A 20,909-nucleotide genomic window follows, 5' to 3' on the forward strand; every position below is an offset into this window, starting at 1 on the left:
AAATTTTTACTTGGAAATTACGGGAGACAGCATGAAAAATTTAAAAATATTTAGTTTTTTTGCCTTGTTTTTTAGCTTTGCTTTTTTCTCATGCAATTCGACGGCAGTTGAAAAAGACGAGTCTGTTCAAAAATTGCTGAAAGAAGGGCGTTACGAAGAAGCAAAAGGGCTTTTTATTACAAAAACCGACATCAACGCTCAGGATAAAAACGGCGACACTGCGCTTCATGTCTGCGCACGGATTAACGAAGCTGATTTGATTGCTTTTTTTGCCTTTAAAAATGCCGACACGGAAATTGAAAATGCGGACGGCGATACTCCGCTTTTGGTTGCGGTAAAAAATGACAATATTGAATCTGCAAAAATTTTAATTCAGATGGGAGCCAATATTTTTGCAAAGGATGCCGCTGAAAATTCTGCACTCCAGCTTGCGCTCGCAAAAAATGAACTTTGGTACGAAGTAATGATTACCGAAAAAACCGGGCAGATTCGCGCTATAAATGGAGATTCGATTGTCCATTATTTTGTGCGGACGGACGACGAAAAGGCAATCGACTTTTGTATTAAAAAGCAGCTTCCGCTTTCTGTAAAAAACAACGAAGGCGATACTCCGCTTTCTCTGTGCTATAAGCGTGCAGACGAAACTGTTCCTGTCAGAATTGCAGCTGCGCTTTTGCAGGCTGGATGCGATTGTGAGCGAGGAGACTTTGCTTATTTTGAAGATTCTGTGCGTACTCACAACACGATGCTGCGTTTTGCCGACGGACAGACTCCTCTTCATCTTGCGACAATTCTTGGTCATACGGGAATTGTAAATTACTTTCTCAACGAAAAAACTCCTGTCCGGATTTCGGATATTTTGCAGGCTCAGGATATTGCAGGTTCAACTCCATTGCACGAAGCTGTTCGTTATGGACGCGTAGAAATTGCAAAGATTTTGCTCGATGCCGGTGCGAAGGTTGATGCCATCGATGCTGTCGGAAAATCGCCTTTCCTGCTTATAATTCCTGCGGAAAAACAGCTTGAAATGTACAATGTGCTTTTGGCTGCGAGTGCCGATGTTACTCAAAAAGATATGTATGGCGATACTGTTCTTCATGTCTGCACAATGGCTGCTGTAAAGACAGATGTGCTTTCTGTCCTTATAAACCACGGCGCGCCTGTAAACGAAAGAAACAAAAAAGGTGTAACTCCGCTCAGCCTTGCAATCGAAAAAAACAATACTGAACACGTGATTTTTTATGCCCGCGCAGGTGCCGACATAAATGCAGAAGATATGGAAGGAAACACACCTCTTACACTTGCGCTCGAAAGTCCTTCGATTGATATGCTCAAAACTTTGATTACTCCTCAGAACGTGCTTTCTAAGGACAGTGCCGGAAATACTCCTCTGCACATTGCGCTTATAAAAGACAGTCCGTTCGACTACATAAAATTTCTCGTGGAAACTGGAGCGGATGTAAACGCGCGTAATAAAGACGGAGATTCTGTTCTTTTCCTTGCTGTCCGCAAAAATAAAAAAGATGTCGGCGACCTTTTGCTTTCAAAAAATGCCGATATTTTTGCTTCAAACACAGAAAACAATTCTCCGCTTCGCATTGCCCTTACTCAGGGTGGAGAAGTGCAGGACTGGCTTATTACCAGCCAGACATTGAACGCTTCTGACGGTTCTGGCAATTCTCCTCTTCATTATGCATGCGAGTGGAAGCTCGACGAAGCTGTTTCTGCCCTTATTCAAAAAGGCGCAAATGTGAATGCTGTAAATGCAAATGGAGAATCCGCCCTCTTTGCAGCCGTAAAGGCTGATTCACCTTCGACAATAAATATTCTTGTCGAAAACGGAATTATTACGGACACCCGTTCAAACCTTACACGCGATCATCTTGGAAACACTCCGTTGCACTATGCTGTAAAATGGAACAGTCTTCAGGCTGCGCAGTCAGTAATTTCTCTTGGATTCGATGTAAACTCTCAAAACCTTTCTGGAAAAACAGCCTTGAGCGACTGCTGCCGTTCGGACAAGAAGCAGATGGCAGTTCTTCTTATACAAAACGGAGCAAACGTAAATTCTACTGATGTGACTGGCCGTTCTGTTCTTGTAGACGCAATCCAGAGCGGAAACGAAGAAATGGTAAACTTATTGCTCGAAAAAGGAGCAAATCCGCTTATTCAGGAAATGAACGGACGCAATTCGTTCCATGAAGCGGCCTTAGGCGGAAATATAAAAATCATAGATTTGATTCGCTCTGCAGGCGGAAACCCTCTCAGCCGCGACACTTACGGCGACAGTCCGTTCAGCTTGGTTTTGAATTATGATGAAACCGTTCTGAGGGCTGTGCTCGGCACAAACCGCAACATTGTCGATTCTGACGGAAATACTCCGATTCACATTGCCGTAGAAAAGAAAGTTTCTGCACAAAAACTCGATACACTTATAAAAATGGGCTATCCGGTAAGCCAGCGCAACGGAAAAGGCGTAACTCCGCTCAATATGGCGATTACTAACGGTCAAAAAAGCCTTGCCCTTACTTTGATTGAACGCGGAGCAGACCCGTTTGCGGCAACAATAACTGGCGACAACGCCCTTACAAACGCATTTAAAAACGGAAATGTCGAAATCCTTGATGCAATCTGTAAGTACAATGCGCGCAAAACCGACACCGCCGGCGACTCAATCCTGCACTATGCGGCCAGACTTGCAAACGACGTTCAGGTTCGGCATCTTCTTGAGCTTGGACTTGACCGGGCTGCAAAAAATCTCAGTGGCGAAACTCCTTCAAAAATGGCTGCCCGCTGGAATAGACCTGCAATTGCAGAATTGCTAAAATAAAGAATCTTAAAGCAAAAACTCCAGAAGTTCATTTTGGGCTTTTGGAGATGCTTTAAAATCTGATTTTCGAGGTTTTTTGCTTATGACACAGACAAAATCGCTCCGCTTGACAGTTGCGGAAAAATCACAGTTTTTAAGCCGTTGCTACGGCTGGATGGCATTTGCGCTTTTTTTGAGCGCAGTTGTCGCATATTTTACGGCCGCAAACCTTTTTACCCAGACATTGGACGGACACATGCAGCTTTCATATCTTGGCAAAATGCTTTTTGCAGGACGTGGAATGGGATTTATGCTTTTGTGCTTCCTCGAAATCGCAGTCGTAATTTTTTTAACAGCAAAAATCCGCACAATGAGCGTTTTTACGGCAAGATTTTCTTTTATACTTTATTCTGTTATAAACGGAATTTCGCTTTCCAGCATTTTTGCAGTTTACCAGATTGCTTCGATTGCAAACGCCTTTCTCGCAACATCGGCTACCTTTGTCGTAATGTGCATCTACGGTTCAAAAACAAAATCCGACCTTACAAAGCTCGGCCGTTACTGCGTTATGGGACTTTTGGGAATCCTTCTTGCGACTCTTCTGCATTTTATCTTGGAATTTTTTACAGGAGCGCCGCTTGCTATGCTGGATTTGCTTGTAAGCATTGCAACAGTTCTTGTTTTTACGGGGCTCACCGCTTACGACAGCCAGAAAATCTTAAAAACAGCCGAAAATTCAAAAAACACGGACGATTACAAAAAAGTTGCAATCCTCGGTGCGCTTGAACTTTACCTCGACTTTATAAATATTTTGCTTGCACTGTTAAAACTTTTCGGAAAAAGAAAAGATTAGAAAAAATAGGGCGTTGCCTGCGTTCGCAGGCCGCTCTGTCCAGGGTTCTATTGCTCCACTTCGTTTTGCAACGTGCCTTGCACGCCCTTCCCGCCGCTAACGCATTTTTAAGCCTTATTTGTAAATCAAAAAAATAGCAGGAATCTTTGAAAGTTCAGGTTTTTGAGTTTTTTTCCACTGGGCAATTGTTTTTGTCTTTATAAACTGTTTTTCTGTTGTAATTCCAGCCGCAACGCAAAGTTTTGTTTCTGGGCGGCAGATTCTCAAAATTGCCTCAAACATTTTTTCGTTTCTGTAGGGAGTTTCGATAAAAAGCTGGGTCTGGTCTTCTTTGTACATTCTGTTTTCGAGCTGTTTAAGCTTTGACTCGCGTTCGCCGTTTTTGACAGGAAGATAACCGTTAAAAGCAAAATTCTGTCCGTTAAAACCGCTCGCCATAATTGCCATAATCATTGAATTTGGACCTGTCAGCGGAATTACTTCAAGATTTTTTTTATGGGCAATCTCAACAGCTCTGCTTCCGGGATCTCCTACGGCAGGGCAGCCGGCGTCGCTCAAAACTCCCATCGGTTCGCCTTTTTCAAGAAAACTTAAAATCTTGCTTAAATCTTTTTTTTCGTCTGTGTGCTCGCTTAGTTCAGTAAAAGTACATTCATCTATCGGAAAATTCTTATCAAGTTCAATCAAAAATCTAACTGCGCACTTCCTGCTTTCTACAATAAAATGCCGTATATTTTTTACTGTTTCGATATTTTTTGACGGAATAACGCTTTCAATTTCTGTGTTTTCGCCAAGTTTGTTCGGAATTAAATAAAGGGCTGGTTTCATAAAAAACATTATAAAATTTGCCGAAAAAAATTGCAATTTTAGAGATTTGTAGTAAAAATGATTTACAGAAGAAACCTCTTTATATTTTTTTTGTTCTACAATTGATAATATCGAGAATTTTTCAATAGAAAATATTATAATATAAGGAAACTGTTTTATCTGATTCAGTTTTTATTTTCAGGTAAAAATACAGGAGTTTATGTATGTTAAAAAAAATTATCGCATCAGCCGTTTTATGTGCTGGTGCAGCCTTGTATGCGTATAATCCTCCGGCAGGCGGACAAAATCTTCTTCGCATTTCTTCTCCGGAACTTTTGAGTGAGGGAGCTTCTGCTGCTGGCGGAGCTTTGTATTCGGTTTCTCCGGATTCTGTCGTAAATAATCCTGCTCTTACGGCTTTTGAACAGCGTGCTGTTTTAAATCTTTCAGGCACAATGCTTTTTGACAGCAAGGACGAATCTGATAAATCTGTCGGCGGAGCTTTTGAAGGCGGTATTCTTCTTCCTTCGAGATGGTGCGTTTCTTCATTTTTAGTTCAGGGCGTTTTTGTGCCGTTTTATGACATGCACTTGGGAAATTCTTTTAACTTTACGGCAAATGTAGCAAAAGATGTGACTGACAAACTTTCTGTTGGAGTGAGCGCCGAGCTCGGAGTTTTTTATGGTCATAATTCTGACTGGCGTGGCGGCGTAAATTTGGGCGCTTTTTATGACTTCGGCGAAGCTGGATTTTTTAAAGACATTCGTTTTGGCGCAGTCCTGCTAAATATTGGAAAACAGCTTGGAAATACGACTGTTCTTGGAATTACAGGCAGCGAAGCGTCTGAATGGCCGGGAATTGCAACTCCAAAAATAGGAGCGGCCGCAACCTTCTTTGAGCAAAACAATTTTAAGGCTGGAGCAAGCCTTGATTTTTCTTTTCCTTCGTTCCAGAATTTTGTGTGCGATGCAGGACTCCAGTTGCTTTTTGCTGACGTAATAAAAGTAAGTTCTTCGTGGGAATACGACGCCAGGGAATTTTCTGAGGGTTCAAAAAATATATTGCCTTCTGTCGGAGTAAGTTTCCAGTTCAAATTTAATTCCAAGAACGGTTCTCTTTTGGCAAAAAAAGGCTGGGAACAGAGCGAAATGACTGTAAGCGGTGCCTGGAAGCAGCTTTACAAAAACGTGAATGCAGTCAGCGCCGGAGCAAAAATCAACCTTGGACTTAAAGACACCCAGGCTCCAGAAATTATCCTTTGGGGAGAAAAATAGTTATGAATAAAAAATATTTTTTTGCAGCATTGGCACTTGCTTTTTCAGCATCGGTTTTTGCAGAAAAAGGCCCGGTTTATATTTCTCCAAACAACGATGGCGTTCAGGACGTTCTTGAAGTTCCTCTTCAGATAAAAGAAAAACGCTACGTGACCGAATGGAGTTTTACCGTAAAAAACGAAAAGGGCGAAGTTGTCCGCACAATCGGCAATAAAGAAAAACGTCCTGAAAAACTCGGACTCAAAAAGTTTTTTAAGCAGCTTGTTGCTCCAAAAACTGGTGTGACAATTCCAGAAACTGTAGTTTGGAACGGCGTCATGGACAACGGCGAAACCGCTCCAGACGGAACATATTACTATTCTTTCAGCGCAACAGACGACAACCAAAACACTGCTTCTACAAGAGAATTTGTCGTAATCGTTGACAATACAGCTCCAGAAATTGACCTTGTCCAGCCAAGCCAGGATGCAAAAATCTTTGGTGAAGGAGCAAAATCTGTTCTTACAATAAAACAGTCTGGTTCACTTGAAGATTTGTGGACTGGAACTTTTTACGATTCTGTCGGAGTTCCTGTACGCGTGTTTAAATGGACAGAAAGCGAACCGTTGAAATTTGATTGGGCCGGAACTGACGGCAACGGTGTTTTTGTAAAAGACGGCGTCTATTCTTATAGAATTACTGCAACAGACCGTGCAGGAAACGTTTCTGCGCCGGCTATGATTTCAAATATCATTTATTCCGCAGAAAAACCTGCTGTAAACATTACTCTCAGCGGAAACAGATATTTTTCTCCAAATGGCGATGGCGTAAACGATGCTGTTTTATTCAATGTAAAAATTCCTGCTCCAAATCAGGCAAAAACTGGAAACAAACTTGTTGAGTGGAAGGTTGCAATCGAAGACAAGAACGGAAACGCGATCCGCACTTATTCGGGAACTGACAATCCTCCGGAAAATATTGAATTTGACGGAAAAACTGACTCTGAACAGGTTGCTCCAGAAGGAACTTACTATGCGAAGGTTACGGCGAAATATCTCAACGGTTTTGAACCTGATCCTTTAAAGTCTCCTGTATTCACTCTCGACAACACCGCTCCAACTGCGACTGTAACAATAAAAAATTCAACTTTCTCTCCAGACGGAGATGGCAATCTTGATTTGCTCGAAATTGCACAGGCGACAGTAAGCAATTCGCTTTCGCCGGTTTCGGACTGGACAGGAACAATTTTTGATTTAGAGGGAAATGTCGTAAAGAAGTTTGAATTTGGTTCATATTTGCCGGAAAAATTAAACTGGGACGGACTTGATTCAAAAAATATTCTTTCAAAAGACGGAAATTATAAATACGTTTTGACTGCAAACGATGCCGCAGGAAATTCAACAAAAATCGAATCTCCTCACTTTGCGCTTGATACAAGCAAAACCGAACTTATTCTTACTGTAAGTCCTGCCGCATTCAATCCGGCTTCGGCAAGCGTAAAATTTGTTCCGGTAGTAAAGAGCGGCGAAGTAGAGCATTATTCTCTTGAAATCCATGGCGAAAACGGAGAGCTGGTTTGGGCTCAGAATGCACAAAAATCTCTTCCTTCAGAAATAAAATGGAACGGTCTTGCCTCGAACGGAAGCCGCTGTGCAGACGGAAGTTATTCTGCAAAACTTTCTGTAAAATCTAAAAACGGTTCCGAGGCTTCTGCTTCAAGCCAGCCGTTTACAATTGACAGCATTGCGCCTTCAATCGAAATTTCTGTTCCTTATACAGTATTCTCCCCAGACGGAGACGGAAACAGGGATGTTGTTCCTGTGACTGTAAATTCATCTTACGAAGAAAAATGGACTGCAAAAATTGTTGATTCAAAGGCCACTGTTGTAAAATCTTACGAATGGAAGGGCAAGGTTCCGAATTTCGAATGGGATGGAACGGACGACAGCGGAAACAAGGTTGTGGACGGTCTTTACAAGATTGTATTTGCTTCGGTTGATTCCGCAGAAAACCGTGCCGATGCAGAAATTGCCGGTCTTAAAGTTGACAAGCGCGAAACAAAGGCTTATGTGACTGCTGATCTTGAATACTTTGCTCCAAACGGAGATGGAATTGCCGATATTCAGAAATTTACTGTAAGAACGAGTGTTGCCGATGGAATTTCTGAATGGAAATTTGCAATTACAAGCGCAGAAGGCAAGGTTGTAAGACAGTGGACAAACGAGCAGTCAAAAGATTTGCCAGCCGTAATAAATTGGGACGGAACCGATGCTGACGGAAAAGTTGTCGAAGGCGTATTTACCGGAAACCTTTCAATTTCTTACGAAAAGGGAAATATTGTAAATGCCGTTTCATCTGCATTTATCTGTACTGTAACTCCTCCTCAACTTTCTGTAAAAACAGCGCCTCGCTACTTCTCTCCAGACAATGACGGCGAAGACGATGACCTTTACATTCAGCTTAAAGGAAACAGCACTGTTCCATTAAAGAACTGGTCATTTGTCGTAAAAGATCCAGAAAACGGAAAAATATTCTGGTCTGTAAACGGAAAATCAACGATTACAGAACGGCTTGTATGGGACGGACGCGGAAACAACGGTGAACTTGTTCAGTCTGCAATGGATTATCCTTATGTATTTACAGCAACCGACACTCTTGGCATGACAAGTACTGTAGAAGGAAAAATCAGCGTAGACGTTCTTGTAATCCGTGTTGGCGATGTTCTCAAGATGGCAGTTCCATCAATCATCTTCCGTTCAGACGCAGCAGACTTTAAGACCGAAGATGAGCTAAAAGGCGGAATTACACTTGCTCAAAAGACAAACAACGAACGCGTTCTTAAGAGAATTGCAGAAATTTTGAACAAATTCAAAAATTACACTGTAACAATCGAAGGTCATGCAAACAACGTTTCTGGAACTGAAGCAGAAGAAACTCAGGATACTGTACAGTACGGAAAAGCCCTTAAGCCTCTTTCTCAGGAACGTGCAGAGTTTGTAAAAGAACAGCTCAAGAAAAACGGAGTGGATTCTGCCCGTCTTACAGCTGTCGGCCGCGGTGGAAGTCAGCCAGTTGTTGCAAGAAGCGACAAAGACAACTGGTGGAAAAACCGCCGTGTTGAATTCATTCTTAACAAATAAAATTTAAACTTATACAAAAGCGGACTTGTTAAAAACTAAGACTTGCAGCGATTTTGGTAAAAAAAAGCCAATCGCTGTTAAAAATAAAACTTGTTTGACAGTCCGCTTTTTTTCTGGAAAAAATTACAAAATGTGCCTGTCCTTAAAAGAAAAAATCATTTTACTTGCTGATAAATATGAAACTCCTGAATTTTTGCAAAAAGATCCATCTCAATTTATGCATAAATTTTTGCCTCAAAACGGTGGAAGTGTAAGAGATGCGGAAGTTGTCGCTTTTTTGTCGGCAAATCTGGCGTTTGGAAGGCGGGATCAGATTCTTTCTCACATTCAAATTATTCTCGACAAGATAAAAGAATCAAAAAAATCTCCGGCTCAATGGGTTTTGGACGGAGAATATGAAAAAATTTTTGATGAAAGCAAAAAGTCGTTTTACAGAATGTACACTTTTTTGGATATGAAGAATTTTTTTAGGAATTTACAGATTTTTTTAAGTCAAAAGGAAACTTTGGGCGATTTTTTTAAGGAAAAATGGGAAAATTTAATAAAAAATATTCAAAACAAAGAAGAGATTTTTCTTCATTCTGTTATTGCAGAAAGTTTTTGCGGTGAATGTGCCTTGATTTGCCGTTCAAAAAATGGAGCCGCAAAAAAATTGAATATGTTTTTAAGGTGGATGGTTCGCGAAAACTCGCCTGTTGATTTAGGTTTGTGGAAATGGTACGACAAAAACAGGCTTTTAATTCCATTGGACACTCACGTAATGCAGGAAGCCGTAAAATTTTCACTTATCGAAAAAACTTCTTCTGGAAAAATTCCTTCTGCAAACTTAAAAACCGCGGTTGCGCTGTCCAAAAAAATGAGTGAGTATTTTCCGGGAGATCCTGCACGCGGAGATTTTGCACTTTTTGGTCTTGGCGTTGACAATTAAAAAAAATGCCTGTGCAAAAAAGCACAGGCACTTTCTTAAAACTTGTACTCCGAATTTGAGGACGTCTTACAGGACGTTTTTTTTAGCTCAAATCCGAAATGGCAGTATTAAAAACATTTTTTAGAAAATGTATGTCATAAATACACCGCTTGACCAGCACTTGCGGTTTTCGCCGTCAAATGCAGTTCTCTGTTCAAAGTCGGCATAAACTGCAAACGTTGTATTTTTTGAAAAATCGTATGTAAGTTCCGGGCGGAGATTTAAAACATGGCCGCCGTTCCAGTCTTTTGAAACTTTGTAATCAGCCCAGCGGTCGTCTTTTGAACCCTGTGCCCAAGAGCCCCACAAATTGAATCCTGTTTTGTTGTTAATTGCAAAAGAAAGTTCTGCTCCTGTGTACCAGGCAAAATCGTAATGGCTGTTTTCAAAGAAGTTAAAGCCGATTTCCGGGCGGAGGTTGATTTTTGTGTTTGGAATTATAAAGTTGATTGCAGCTCCTAAACCGTAGGCTTCGTCATCGTCTGCGTCAGAAAACAGGGAATCTGCCGCAATGTAAAGGTCAAGAATAAAGTTTTTTGCTCCGATTGTAGCGCCCGAATAGAAATTCGCCTTTTCTTCAAATGCTCCTTCGAGTGTAGCGGCAATGCTGAGCCAGTTTACTGGTGCGACTTGAATACCAAGGTTTACAGCAGGATCGTCTGTGTTGAATCCGTTTGGAATTGCGGCTCCGATCTGAAATTTCAAGTCTTTTGAATTGTAATTGTATCGCACGCCGAGAGCACGTTTGGCGTATTTGTTTGCATAAGGAATGAATCCTACAACATCGGCAGAACCTGGTTTGTCAACATTGAATTTATAAGAACCGGTAGCTTCAGAAGAAGTCTGGAATGCGCTGCCTGATCTGTCATCGTAAGATGTTGAAAAACCGCCCTGGCGGACGTGAGCGTCTGATTCCCAAAGCCAGTTTCCGTAACGAGGAGCCGGACCTACCTGCCAGTTGAGTTTTGTTCCAACGCCTATATCAAAATTCTTTTTAGGATGCCAGATAAAATTTACATAGTAAGAATCCTGAATTGTATTTGAAACATTTGCCTGATTATTCAGAATTGTGCCAGTAGCTGTTCCAACCGCATAAGCATCTGTTGACAAAGTTTTGTCACCTGCATGATATGAAGAGCTTCCTCTTGTGCCGTATTTGAGCGAAAGAGGGTTGCCGTTTGAAGTTCCAAAAACAAAATTATCTACATCGCCTTCGTTGTCGTAATTTGCAAGAAAACTCCAGTTGAGCATGCCTTCAATGGTAAAATTTCCGCGGTCAAATCTTGCCTGGAAAGTATCTGTAAAACCGTAAAATGTCGCGCTGCCGTCGATTGGTGCTCCAAAACCAATCCAGGCCGTGTTTTTCATCTGCTGTGAACTTAAAACCTGTGCGCTTGCAACAGCTGTTCCAAAAATTACGGCAGATAAAACTGTTAAAATTTTCTTCATTTGCTTTTCCTCCGGAATTAAATTAAAAAATAGCATTTTACTCTTGCTGCTATTTTATCGTATTTTAAAATTATAATACTTTTGGAGTTTTTGTGTCTGTTCTATGTATGTTTTCACTTATAATATTTTGTGATATAATCTTTTTCATTATATTTTTAGTAACTGTCGGAAGCCAGTGACGGATTAGGAGATATTATGGCAAAAGAAGAAAAGACTGCGGTTGATCCGCATGCATGTACGCTCGACAAAATCATTTCGCTCTGCAAAAGACGCGGTTTTGTTTATCAGGCTTCGGAAATTTACGGCGGTCAGGCTGGTGCTTGGGATTACGGTCCTTTGGGTGTAGATTTTAAACGCAATATTCAGAATGCGTGGTGGAAAGAAATGACTCAGCTTCACGACGATGTAGTTGGTCTTGATTCTGCAATTTTCCAGCATCACACAACATGGAAGGCTTCTGGCCACGTAGATCATTTTTTAGACCCAATGGTTGACTGTCTTGAATGTCAGGCCCGTCACCGTGCAGATAAATTGATTGAAGATTTTGTTGCCACTAATCCAGACAAAGACCCTGGAAAACCGGTTGATACAATGACTCACGAAGAAATGAAGGCTTACATCGATGCAAACATCGACTGTCCTGCCTGCCATTCAAAAAACAAAAAATACACGGCTGTCCGCGAATTCAACCTCATGTTCAAAACATATCAGGGACCGATTGCCGATGAAAGTCATTTGATTTACCTTCGTCCAGAAACTTGTCAGGGAATTTTTACTGATTTTAAGAACATTGTGCAGTCAAACCGCATGAAAATTCCTTTTGGCGTTGCACAGGTTGGTAAATCTTTCCGCAACGAAATCATCTTTAAAAACTTTATCTTCCGTACCTGCGAATTTGAGCAGATGGAAATGGAATATTTCTGTAAGCCTGGAACAGAAGACGAAACTTTTGAACGCTGGAGAAAAGAGCGCTGGGCATTCTACCTTAAATACGGTATTGCAGAAAATCACTTGAAATGGCATCACCACGACAAACTTGCACATTACGCAAAAGATGCTTACGACGTTACTTACAAATTCCCAATCGGCTTTGAAGAAGTTGAAGGCGTTCACTCAAGAACAGACTTTGACCTTTCTCAGCACCAGACATTCTCTAAAAAAGATATGTCTTACATCGATCAGGAAGACGGAAACAAAAAATATGTTCCTTATGTAATCGAAACATCTGCCGGACTTAACCGCAACTTCCTCATGTTCTTGTGCGAAGCTTACGAAGAAGAAAATGTCGGAAAAGACGGAAAAGAAGATTACCGCACAGTTCTTCACCTCGATCCTCGCCTTGCTCCTGTCACAGTCGCTGTCCTTCCACTTATGAAAAAAGACGGACTTTCAGAAAAAGCAAAGGAAATTCAGCATCTCTTAAAAGAAGATTTTGTTACAGATTTCGATACTTCTGGTACAGTCGGAAAACGCTATCGCAGACAGGACGAAGTTGGAACTCCATTCTGTGTAACAGTTGATTACGACACAATTACCGAAAAGAAAGAAGACGGTTCTGCAAATGAACTTTTTGACACCGTTACTGTCCGCTTCCGCGACTCAATGGAACAGGAAAGAGTAAAACTCTCTGACCTGCACGCCTTCCTTTTTAACGCAATTAAAAATTACAAGCCTGTTGTAAGAGATTAAAAAAAATAGGTTGCTGGAAAAATATTTTTTTTGAATTATGTTTTTCTGACAGCCTTTCTTTCTGTTTTTATGGATTATGTAGCCCTAGGAAAATCTAATCTTCTCGTAAGCCGAACTGCATTGGGAGCAATGGCTTTAGCAAATGTTTCTGACGATGAGCAGGCTTCTCAAATTATAAGCAGCGCTTATGAAGGTGGAATCAATTTTTTTGACACGTCGCGGACAAGCGAAGAAAGCGAAAAATGCCTCGGAAGCGCCCTTCATGGTGCAATCAGAAAAGATATTTTTATGGCGACAAAAACAAGAGCCACTGATTGCGATGAACTTTCCCGCGATATTGAATTGAGTCTTGCCGCCTTAAAAACAGATTATATCGACCTTTATCAATTGGATAATCCTTCTTTTTTGCCAAAGCTTGGAGGAAAAGATAAAATCGTCGAAAAACTTTTGAACCTTAAAAAGCAAGGCCTAATTCACCATATTGGAATTTGCACAGAAAATTTTGACATGGCGCGCAATTTATTGAATGACGACGGTCCCTGGGAAACTTTGCAATATCCTTTTAACCTTTTGTGTCCTCTCGAAGTTCAGGAACTCGTTCTCGACTGCCGCGAAAAAGACATCGGTTTTATTGCAATGCAGCCGTTGTGTGGAGGCGTTGTCCAAAACATTCCTCTTGCGCTGGGATTTTTTAGCCAGTTTGATTCCGCAGTTCCAGTTTGGGGCGCCCACAGTCAGGAAGAACTGCAACAGATTCTATATTTTACAGAAAATCCGCCTGTAATTGATGAAAAATTTGAGCAGGAACTCGAAAAAGCAAGATTCTTTTTTAATTAGTTCAAATTTTTTCTGTTCTAAATTCTTCTTTATTTTTGAATATTCATCGTTTTGAGTATATCCTGAGTTTCCTGTTTGTTTAAAACCCGGACAATTTTGTTTTTGTCGTTGTCAGTTTGAATCGTAACTGGATTTCCAAAGGAATCCTTTTCGCCAAGAAGGGAAACAATCGGGTTTCCTGGAGAATCTGGACTTGCGTCCGTAACCTGGGCAATTTTTCCGTTGACAAGATAAACCCACGCTCCAATTGGAAAAAGCGAAAGAGAGTAGAGAAGCGCCTTGATTACAGTGTCGTCAAACTGTTTTCCTTCATTTTTAAGAATTTCGACCATGGCGGCGTAAGAAGAGCGGGCCTGTCTAAAATGTCTTGGAGCGGTAATTGCTTCAAAACTGCATGCTACACCGATAATCTTTGCAAAAATGTCAATCTGGCTTCCTTCAAGGCGGCGAGGGTAGCCTGAACGGTTTTCGCGCTCATGATGCTCTAAAATCCCAAGTTGAATTTGAGTTGGAAAATTGTTTTCTTTTACAATGTTAAATCCCAAAACCGCATGTGTCGCGAGTTTTTGTCTTTCAGACGGAGAAAGCCGTCTGTCTGTCATATAAAGCTGCGGCGGAAGGCGGATTTGACCAATTTCGTGCAGAATGCAACAAACTCCCAAATCTACGATTTTTGAAAGAGAAAATCTAAGTTGAAGCGCAATTACGATTGCAATTACGGTCGAGCGCATGCTGTGGCTTATAAGATAGTTTTTTGTAATTGTATCTTGAGAAGGCGTAATTCGCAGAACATAACGGCGGTTTTCTTTTATAAAAATGCACAGTTCTTTGACCGTTTCTGAAAGTTCTGTGTAATTTAAAGTTTTGTGGGTTGCATAGCGCGTATAGACAGCGGTTATATAATTCATGTATTCGTTATAAACCGTTTGAACAACGTCCATCCTCGATTTTTCGTTGTTTGCAAGGCTTAGTTTTGCGTCTTTAATCGCTTTTTTTGCATTTTCGCCAATTTGCGGCTTTTTATCCGAATCGTCCAGTTCAAGATCGTCAATAGAAACGTTTTTAAAATCTTCCGGAGCTGTTTTTACAGGAGCAGAAATTTGTTCAACTCCCTGAGAGCCTTCCGAATAAACGGTTTTAAATCCCCATTCAAGAATCGTTTTTTTTAGCGAATCCGTAAACGGGCACAAAGAGTTTAAAAGCAGAAAATTTTTATCAATTAAAAGGTCGCTGTTAAAAAATGAGTTGTCTTTTATTGTCGAAACTAAAAACGAATTCATATTGATATTATCGGCAGAATTCAGCAGATTATTAAGTTTTTAATGGGTGGCTTTTTGTTCAGCTCCGCTTCACAAAAACCGGGCTGTCCGTGGCTGCGGCGTCTTTCGCGCCTCCGGTGCTTTGCACACGCTTCGCGTCCACTCCCATCCCTGCCACAAAACAAAAAAAAGAGAAGAAAACTTTCACTTTTTCTTCTCTTTTTTTACATGGAAAGCCGGTTATTCGGCGCGTCTTTTATTTTTACAGGGCGTCTGGATGTTTGAAAAGCCTAAAAAGGTTTTTCACGTCCTGTTGTTTCAACCAAAGACATTTAAATTATCGTTCTTTTGTAAATCCGACTTTAGTGTTTTTTGAAAGAAAATCATTTTTTTTGCAAAAATTGTTGATATTGGCGCACTGATTTCATCAATTCTTCGTATACAATCTTTGAACGCGCAAAAACTGCGGAAAATTTGTCTGTTGGTAAAATTTGCGAACTGAAAATTTCGTTGAGTTTTGCTTCAGTCGGAAAAACAAGCGAGGCAATTTGTGTAAACTGAGAATTTCGCAATTCAAAATCAGTTTGCTCAAGAAGTTTTAGAGCCTTTTGAATTTTTTCTGCAGAAAGATTTTTGTCGGAAATTGTTTTTTCGCAGGTAAAAAATGCTTTTTTTGCAAGCGAATAAAGGTTTTCAAGGCCAGTTTCGAGTTCTTCAAATACAGCGTTAAAATTCTGCAAAAGCTTTTGCTGTTCGCAGTCCGGCCTTTGAGATTTTTTTTCGGCTTCAAAAAACTGTTTTCGGAGGCTAATTTTTTCCTCCTGTTTGAGCAAGGTCTGGACATCTGCGCAGTAAAAACCTGGAATTTCAAGGGAAGTTTTGCTGAGCGAAAAAGAGGCCGTTTCCGGATATTTTTGAGCCTGGCTTTCAAACCACCAGGCAAACATCTTCATTTTTGAATCCGTAACGATTGTGTTTTTTTCGTAATCTTGTCCTAAAACAGGGTTTGCCGCAAAAATTGAAGTTGAAAGCATTTTTTCGGCAGAATTCAACCTTGTGCTTGAAAGATGCGCTTTTTCTTCAAAAAGAGAACCTCTGATATGTGTAATTTTTTTTGGATAACCCAAATCAAGTCCTGCGCAATAAATTTCTTTTGCTCCGGTTATCCTGCAAAAATCCCAGGCCGTTGTGGCAACTGAGCCTCCGCTTCCAAGTTTTCCTTTTTGACCGAGTTTTTTTTCAAAATACTGGCCGAGCGGAAAAAGCGATGAGCACAAGACGGTTTTTCGGCAGTTAAAGCGGTAAACTGGCGGGCAGACGGCGGATTCTGTAATCAAAACGCTGGACTTGCTTTTTAGACCTGCAATGTGCCTGTATGCGTAGTATTGCGGATCTGTAAGGACAATAAAATCGGGCTCGAACCCTGCTTTTAGGCAGGCGCTCAAGGCAGTGTCGACAGCAACTGTCAGACAGCGTTTTTTTAATTCTTTTAAAAAAGGCAGAATTTCTGAAAGTCCAGGACCTGCGGCAATCAAAAGACAGGGCAGGTCTGGCGGACAGGCATTTTTGTAAATGTTTATTCCGTCCAAAGCAGCCAAAAACGGCAGGTTAAAGCAGGAATTTCTTAGCCAGAGTTTTGAAAATTTTTCGAGCGTAGAAGTGTTTATTTTTTCTTTTTGCTGATTGCGCTTAAAAAGAGAATGAAGGGATTCAAAATATTCTTTTGAATGTTGTGTCTGCGCCTTGTTTTCTATGAGCGCCGTGTGCGAAAATGGCGCAGAATGTTCTGTCAGCGTAATTACATCGTGGAGCTCTGCCTGCAAAAGAACAATCAGTTTTTTGTGCTTAAACAGTGGTTCAAAATCTGTGTATTTTAAGGCTGCAAAAAAATATTCGGGTTTTGGTTCTACGATTATTATCGAGTCTTCAGGAAAATTTTTTGCCCATTCTAAAGGGGCATAGCCAAGTCCCATCGAAAAAAAAACGGCGCATTCTGTCTGTTCTGTTTTTGCATTTTTGACGGCTAAAAAAGCTTCTTTTTTTGGCGCATACGACGAATGAAGAAAAATTCCGTTTTCTTTGGCGGTAAGTTCTCCGTTTTTTGAAAGAACAACTTGCCAAAAATCAAAATCAGGTTCTTTTTGTTCATTTAGAGGAAAAGTTTTTTCAAGTTGTTCTGCTAGAAAACAAAAACGCGCCTTAAAAAGAGAAATGTTTTTATTCCAAAAAGAGTTCAATTTCGGTGTCCTGTGTGAGCGGAACTCCAGGTTCAGGCGTCTGATCTGTAACCCAGCCTTCGCCGTTGATTTTAATTTTTAAATCAGAACGGTTCAGCAATGGCAGGAGATTTCTTTTTGAAAGCCCCTTAAAATCTGGAACAGTTTTGTCGATTTGAATTTCCGCATCGTTTTGAATTTTTATAAGTCCTGAATGTGCAAGGCTTGCTGCTCCTCCGCGGCTCATTCCCAGATGGTCGATTATTACGCTTGCCGCTTCGCCGATAACAGGAGCAACAATTCGTCCGGCGTAAGTCTCTCCTTTTGCCTTTTCAATTACAATATAGAGTATTACTTCCGGATTTTCGGTCGGAAAAATTGCAATACAGTTAGAGATAAAGTCTGTTTTTGAATATCCGCCGTTTACCGGATCGGCCATTTGTGCAGTTCCAGTTTTTACTCCGATTGAAATATCGCTCAAATTTGCTCTTGAGCCGGTTCCTGTCTGTGCGACAGTTTGCATGCAGCTCAAAATGTATCTTGAAGTCTGCCCGTTTATTATCTGCGGTTTAAAATTTGGAGAGTGGGTGTATTCTTCAACTCCTGCCTGATTTGTAATTTTTTTGATTAAAGTAAGCTGAACAGGAATTCCGCCATTTGCAATTGCAGTTGCGGCTTCGACCATTTGCAGCGCACTTACGGAAATCTCCTGTCCGATTGCAATTGTCGGTTTTGAGCGGGCAGACCAGAATCTGTCGCTGGTATTGCGGACTGCTCCTGCTGTTTCTCCGGGAAGTTCTATTCCAGTTTTTGAACCAAAGCCAAAGCTTCTAAGTCTGGACAAAAACTGTTCGCTTTCAATTTTTTCGGACATTTGCGCCAAAGCATCGTTGCACGAAAATTTGAGCGCTTCTCTGGCGGTAATCCATCCGTGGTGGTCAAGACAGGTGATTTTTATTCTTTCGCCGCTGGATGTCTTTTTTTCGTAAATGCCATCGCAGTAAAAAGTATCGTTTTCAGAAATCGCGCCTGAGTCAAAAAAAGCCGAAATTGAAAAAATCTTGAAAACAGAACCCGGTTCATAACTTTCGGTTGCCGGCAAATCTTTCATTTGGGCTGGAGTTGCCTTTGAATATTCATTTAAATCTGCAGACGGAAGCGAAATGTAAGAAATAATTTCTCCGGTTTTTGCTTCTGCCGCAACCATCATCAAACTTGCCGCATGAGTCCGTTCAATCGCATTTTGCGCAATTTTTTCCAGTTTGAACTGGAGGTTTGCATCAATCGTCAGATAAATATTTTTTCCTTCAACATCAATCGGGGCGTCTGGATTTACAGGTGGCGAAAGCAGGTTTTGTTCTGTGTATTCAATTCCTGCAAGACCGGTTCCGTCGCTTCCCATGTAGCCGATTACCTGGCTTGCAAGTTCCTTTTCCGGATATATTCTTCCGGGAACTCTGTCAAACCTGACCGCCGAAAAAAGTCCGTTTTTGTCTGTAATTTCTTTTAAAATTTCATAATCGTTTTGGTCGATTTTTTTCTTGAGGTAAACAAAATTTGAATCTGCATTGGCAGAAATTGTGTTTGCCAGCTGGTGCTCATCGATTTTTAGAACTGGCGAAAAAAGTTTTACAAAATTTCCCAAGTCTTTGATTGCAGAAGGCGTTACTCCGACATGATAAAAATTTGTCGGAACAGCGAGAGGTTTTCCGTTTTTGTCTAAGATTGAGCCTCTCTGCACAAGCGGAGAATAAGTTTTTGTTTCCGGTGTTTTTTTTAAGGCAAGAACCGCATACTTGAAGAAAATATAACCTGTAAACAGGGCTAAAACGATGCAAAATATCAAAACTCGCCTTTTGTTGAAGTATCCGTTCATTTGCATAAAACTTTTCCCAACACATTTTTTACGGAAACAAAACCGTAATCACGCGAATCAACCGAAACTTCATAATTGTCGCCGACCGCCAGAATATAACCTTCTGGAACCTGAGCCGCGTCTTTTAGCCGCATATACTGGCTTTCTGTAAGCGGAATTTCATTGTCTCCAACTTTTACAGTATATATTGGATTTGATGAATATTCTAGTGACTGTCCTTCGCAGGCAACGCACCTTTTTACGACTATTTTGTTGTTATATAAATAAATGACAACATCACCAGCCTTAGGCTCCTTCCATTGGACTAAAAGCGAATTTGAGAAAGGCTTGATAATTCCGTAAGCGAGTTTGTTTACAACGACAGTTGATTTGTCGTGAATTGCGCTTTCCATGGAAGTTCCAGAAACGTGGAGAATTTCAACTGCAAAAAGTTTTACGATAAAACCCAAAAAAAGACCGCAGCAGGTTATAAAAATTATAGATTTATTTGTTGAGGATAAATTTGACTTAGACATCTTTTTTCTAATATAACGAATTTTGCGTTCCGATAATAGACGTATGCAGATAATCAGTTATGTTGGCAGCGCTCCAAAATCGAGAAGTTCTGCCAGAACCAAAAGTTTACTTTTAAAATTCAGAAGAAAGGCTTTTAAGTTTTCGGAGTTTGAACATTCTAAAAAAGTTTTTTCAGGAGCACGCGCTGTTCCATCTTTTTCGTTTTCTGTTCCCTCTGTAAATTTCAGGAGTCTGATTCGTCCTGCACGCTTAAAAAGAATCTGCTTTTTTTTGTTGCTTTGTCTTTTCGTTCCTTATTTTTCTGTAAAAATTTTAAACTATTCTCAGGCTTTTACAGGTCCTTTGGAAATGGGAGAAACTTTTTCTAGCGAAATTGAAAATTTGAACAGCGCAATGTCAAAATTCGCAATGGCTTGTTCAGAAGCAAGTTTTGACGAAAACGGAAATGTTCTTTCTGACGATGGAAAAATCCTTACGCCAAGTTCTGTAGGACTGGCAAAGGCGATTTCTTATCAGTCATACAAGGTAAAGAGCGGAGATACAATCAGTTCAATTGCCTTGAAATTTGGCCTTACAAATATTTCGACTTTGATTTCTGTAAACGGAATAGACAATGTCCGGACTCTTATGGCAGGACAGAAAATCCGTGTTCCAAATCAGGACGGAATTGTTTATACGATTTCAAAAGGTGATTCTTTAAATTTGCTTTCTGTAAAATACCATGTGAGCGTTGAAGAAATTCTTGATGCGAATGAGCTTACAGATGAAATTCTTTCAGTTGGAAAAGAACTTTTTATTCCCGGCGCAAGAATGGATTCTGCGTCCCTCAAAAAAGCTATGGGCGAACTTTTTATCTGTCCGATTTCCCAAAGCTATAAAATTTCAAGTTATTTTGGCCATCGTGCTGATCCTTTTACCGGAGTCCCTTCAAACCACACTGGCGTAGACCTTGCCTGTCCGACTGGAACTCCTGTAAATGCCACAATGAGCGGAAAAATTGTTCAGCTTGGCTGGAGCAATATCTTCGGAAATTATGTTATAATCAATCACGGAAACGGTTATCAGACTCTTTACGGCCATATGTCAAAAATTTTGTGCCGGAACGGTCAGAATGTGAGCCAGGGAACGAGAATTGGACTTGTCGGTTCAACAGGATATTCAACTGGACCGCATCTGCATTTTACAGTCTACAAAAATGGCCGTCTTGTAGATCCTTTGTCATTGCTGAAGAGGTAAAA

The 20,909-nt window shown here is 40.7% G+C and carries 14 protein-coding genes; 8 read left to right on the top strand and 6 right to left on the bottom strand.

All coding sequences use genetic code 11. From position 1 onward, the window contains the following. Positions 1-31: 31 nt before the first annotated feature. Both B5D47_RS02020 and B5D47_RS02025 read left to right on the top strand, forming a co-directional pair. Complete coding sequence (locus B5D47_RS02020) at positions 32-2,830, top strand: ankyrin repeat domain-containing protein (protein WP_078930164.1); 2,799 nt, start codon at positions 32-34, stop codon at positions 2,828-2,830. 82 nt (positions 2,831-2,912) lie between these two features. Continuing rightward, positions 2,913-3,662: a Bax inhibitor-1/YccA family protein gene (locus tag B5D47_RS02025; protein ID WP_078930165.1), complete on the top strand. Its 750-nt coding sequence runs from the start codon at positions 2,913-2,915 to the stop codon at positions 3,660-3,662. 114 nt (positions 3,663-3,776) lie between these two features. Here B5D47_RS02025 and B5D47_RS02030 read toward each other — a convergent pair whose 3' ends face one another. Further along, complete coding sequence (locus B5D47_RS02030) at positions 3,777-4,490, bottom strand: SAM-dependent methyltransferase (RefSeq protein WP_078930436.1); 714 nt, start codon at positions 4,488-4,490, stop codon at positions 3,777-3,779. A 203-nt stretch (positions 4,491-4,693) separates the two neighbouring features. On the opposite strand from B5D47_RS02030, the gene B5D47_RS02035 reads away from it, so the two are divergent. Genes B5D47_RS02035 through B5D47_RS02045 form a run of 3 tightly spaced genes read left to right on the top strand, consistent with a single transcriptional unit; the run spans position 4,694 to position 9,790 of the window. After that, positions 4,694-5,743, top strand: coding sequence for a PorV/PorQ family protein (locus B5D47_RS02035; RefSeq protein WP_078930166.1), 1,050 nt, complete (start codon positions 4,694-4,696; stop codon positions 5,741-5,743). 2 nt (positions 5,744-5,745) lie between these two features. Next, complete coding sequence (locus tag B5D47_RS02040; protein WP_078930167.1) at positions 5,746-8,862, top strand: FlgD immunoglobulin-like domain containing protein; 3,117 nt, start codon at positions 5,746-5,748, stop codon at positions 8,860-8,862. A gap of 25 nt (positions 8,863-8,887) precedes the next feature. Beyond that, positions 8,888-9,790 carry a TIGR02757 family protein gene (locus tag B5D47_RS02045; RefSeq protein ID WP_234969875.1) on the top strand — a complete coding sequence of 301 codons (903 nt, stop codon included), beginning with the start codon at positions 8,888-8,890 and terminating at the stop codon, positions 9,788-9,790. Positions 9,791-9,910: 120 nt separating this feature from the next. On the opposite strand, the gene B5D47_RS02050 is transcribed toward B5D47_RS02045, so the two are convergent. Then, complete coding sequence (locus B5D47_RS02050; RefSeq protein WP_078930168.1) at positions 9,911-11,278, bottom strand: hypothetical protein; 1,368 nt, start codon at positions 11,276-11,278, stop codon at positions 9,911-9,913. Between the two features lie 195 nt (positions 11,279-11,473). Between B5D47_RS02050 and B5D47_RS02055 the strand changes: the two genes are divergently transcribed. Continuing rightward, complete coding sequence (locus tag B5D47_RS02055) at positions 11,474-12,967, top strand: glycine--tRNA ligase (protein WP_078930169.1); 1,494 nt, start codon at positions 11,474-11,476, stop codon at positions 12,965-12,967. A gap of 30 nt (positions 12,968-12,997) precedes the next feature. After that, positions 12,998-13,804, top strand: coding sequence for an aldo/keto reductase (locus B5D47_RS02060; RefSeq protein WP_234969876.1), 807 nt, complete (start codon positions 12,998-13,000; stop codon positions 13,802-13,804). Positions 13,805-13,833: 29 nt separating this feature from the next. On the opposite strand, the gene B5D47_RS02065 is transcribed toward B5D47_RS02060, so the two are convergent. The 4 genes from B5D47_RS02065 to lepB form a co-directional block, all read right to left on the bottom strand. Beyond that, positions 13,834-15,084 (bottom strand): HD-GYP domain-containing protein, encoded by a 1,251-nt coding sequence (locus B5D47_RS02065; RefSeq protein ID WP_078930170.1) that lies wholly within the window; start codon positions 15,082-15,084, stop codon positions 13,834-13,836. 362 nt (positions 15,085-15,446) lie between these two features. Further along, positions 15,447-17,300, bottom strand: coding sequence for a motility associated factor glycosyltransferase family protein (locus tag B5D47_RS02075; RefSeq protein ID WP_078930172.1), 1,854 nt, complete (start codon positions 17,298-17,300; stop codon positions 15,447-15,449). Continuing rightward, positions 17,281-19,125 (bottom strand): penicillin-binding protein, encoded by a 1,845-nt coding sequence (locus B5D47_RS02080; protein ID WP_327192130.1) that lies wholly within the window; start codon positions 19,123-19,125, stop codon positions 17,281-17,283. The genes B5D47_RS02075 and B5D47_RS02080 overlap by 20 nt, the downstream gene beginning before the upstream one ends. 26 nt (positions 19,126-19,151) lie before the next feature. Next, positions 19,152-19,670: a signal peptidase I gene (gene lepB / locus B5D47_RS02085; RefSeq protein WP_078930173.1), complete on the bottom strand. Its 519-nt coding sequence runs from the start codon at positions 19,668-19,670 to the stop codon at positions 19,152-19,154. 43 nt (positions 19,671-19,713) lie between these two features. On the opposite strand from lepB, the gene B5D47_RS02090 reads away from it, so the two are divergent. Next, positions 19,714-20,907 carry a M23 family metallopeptidase gene (locus B5D47_RS02090; protein WP_078930174.1) on the top strand — a complete coding sequence of 398 codons (1,194 nt, stop codon included), beginning with the start codon at positions 19,714-19,716 and terminating at the stop codon, positions 20,905-20,907. Positions 20,908-20,909: the final 2 nt, after the last annotated feature.

Source organism: Treponema berlinense (genome assembly GCF_900167025.1).
Lineage (GTDB): Bacteria > Spirochaetota > Spirochaetia > Treponematales > Treponemataceae > Treponema_D > Treponema_D berlinense.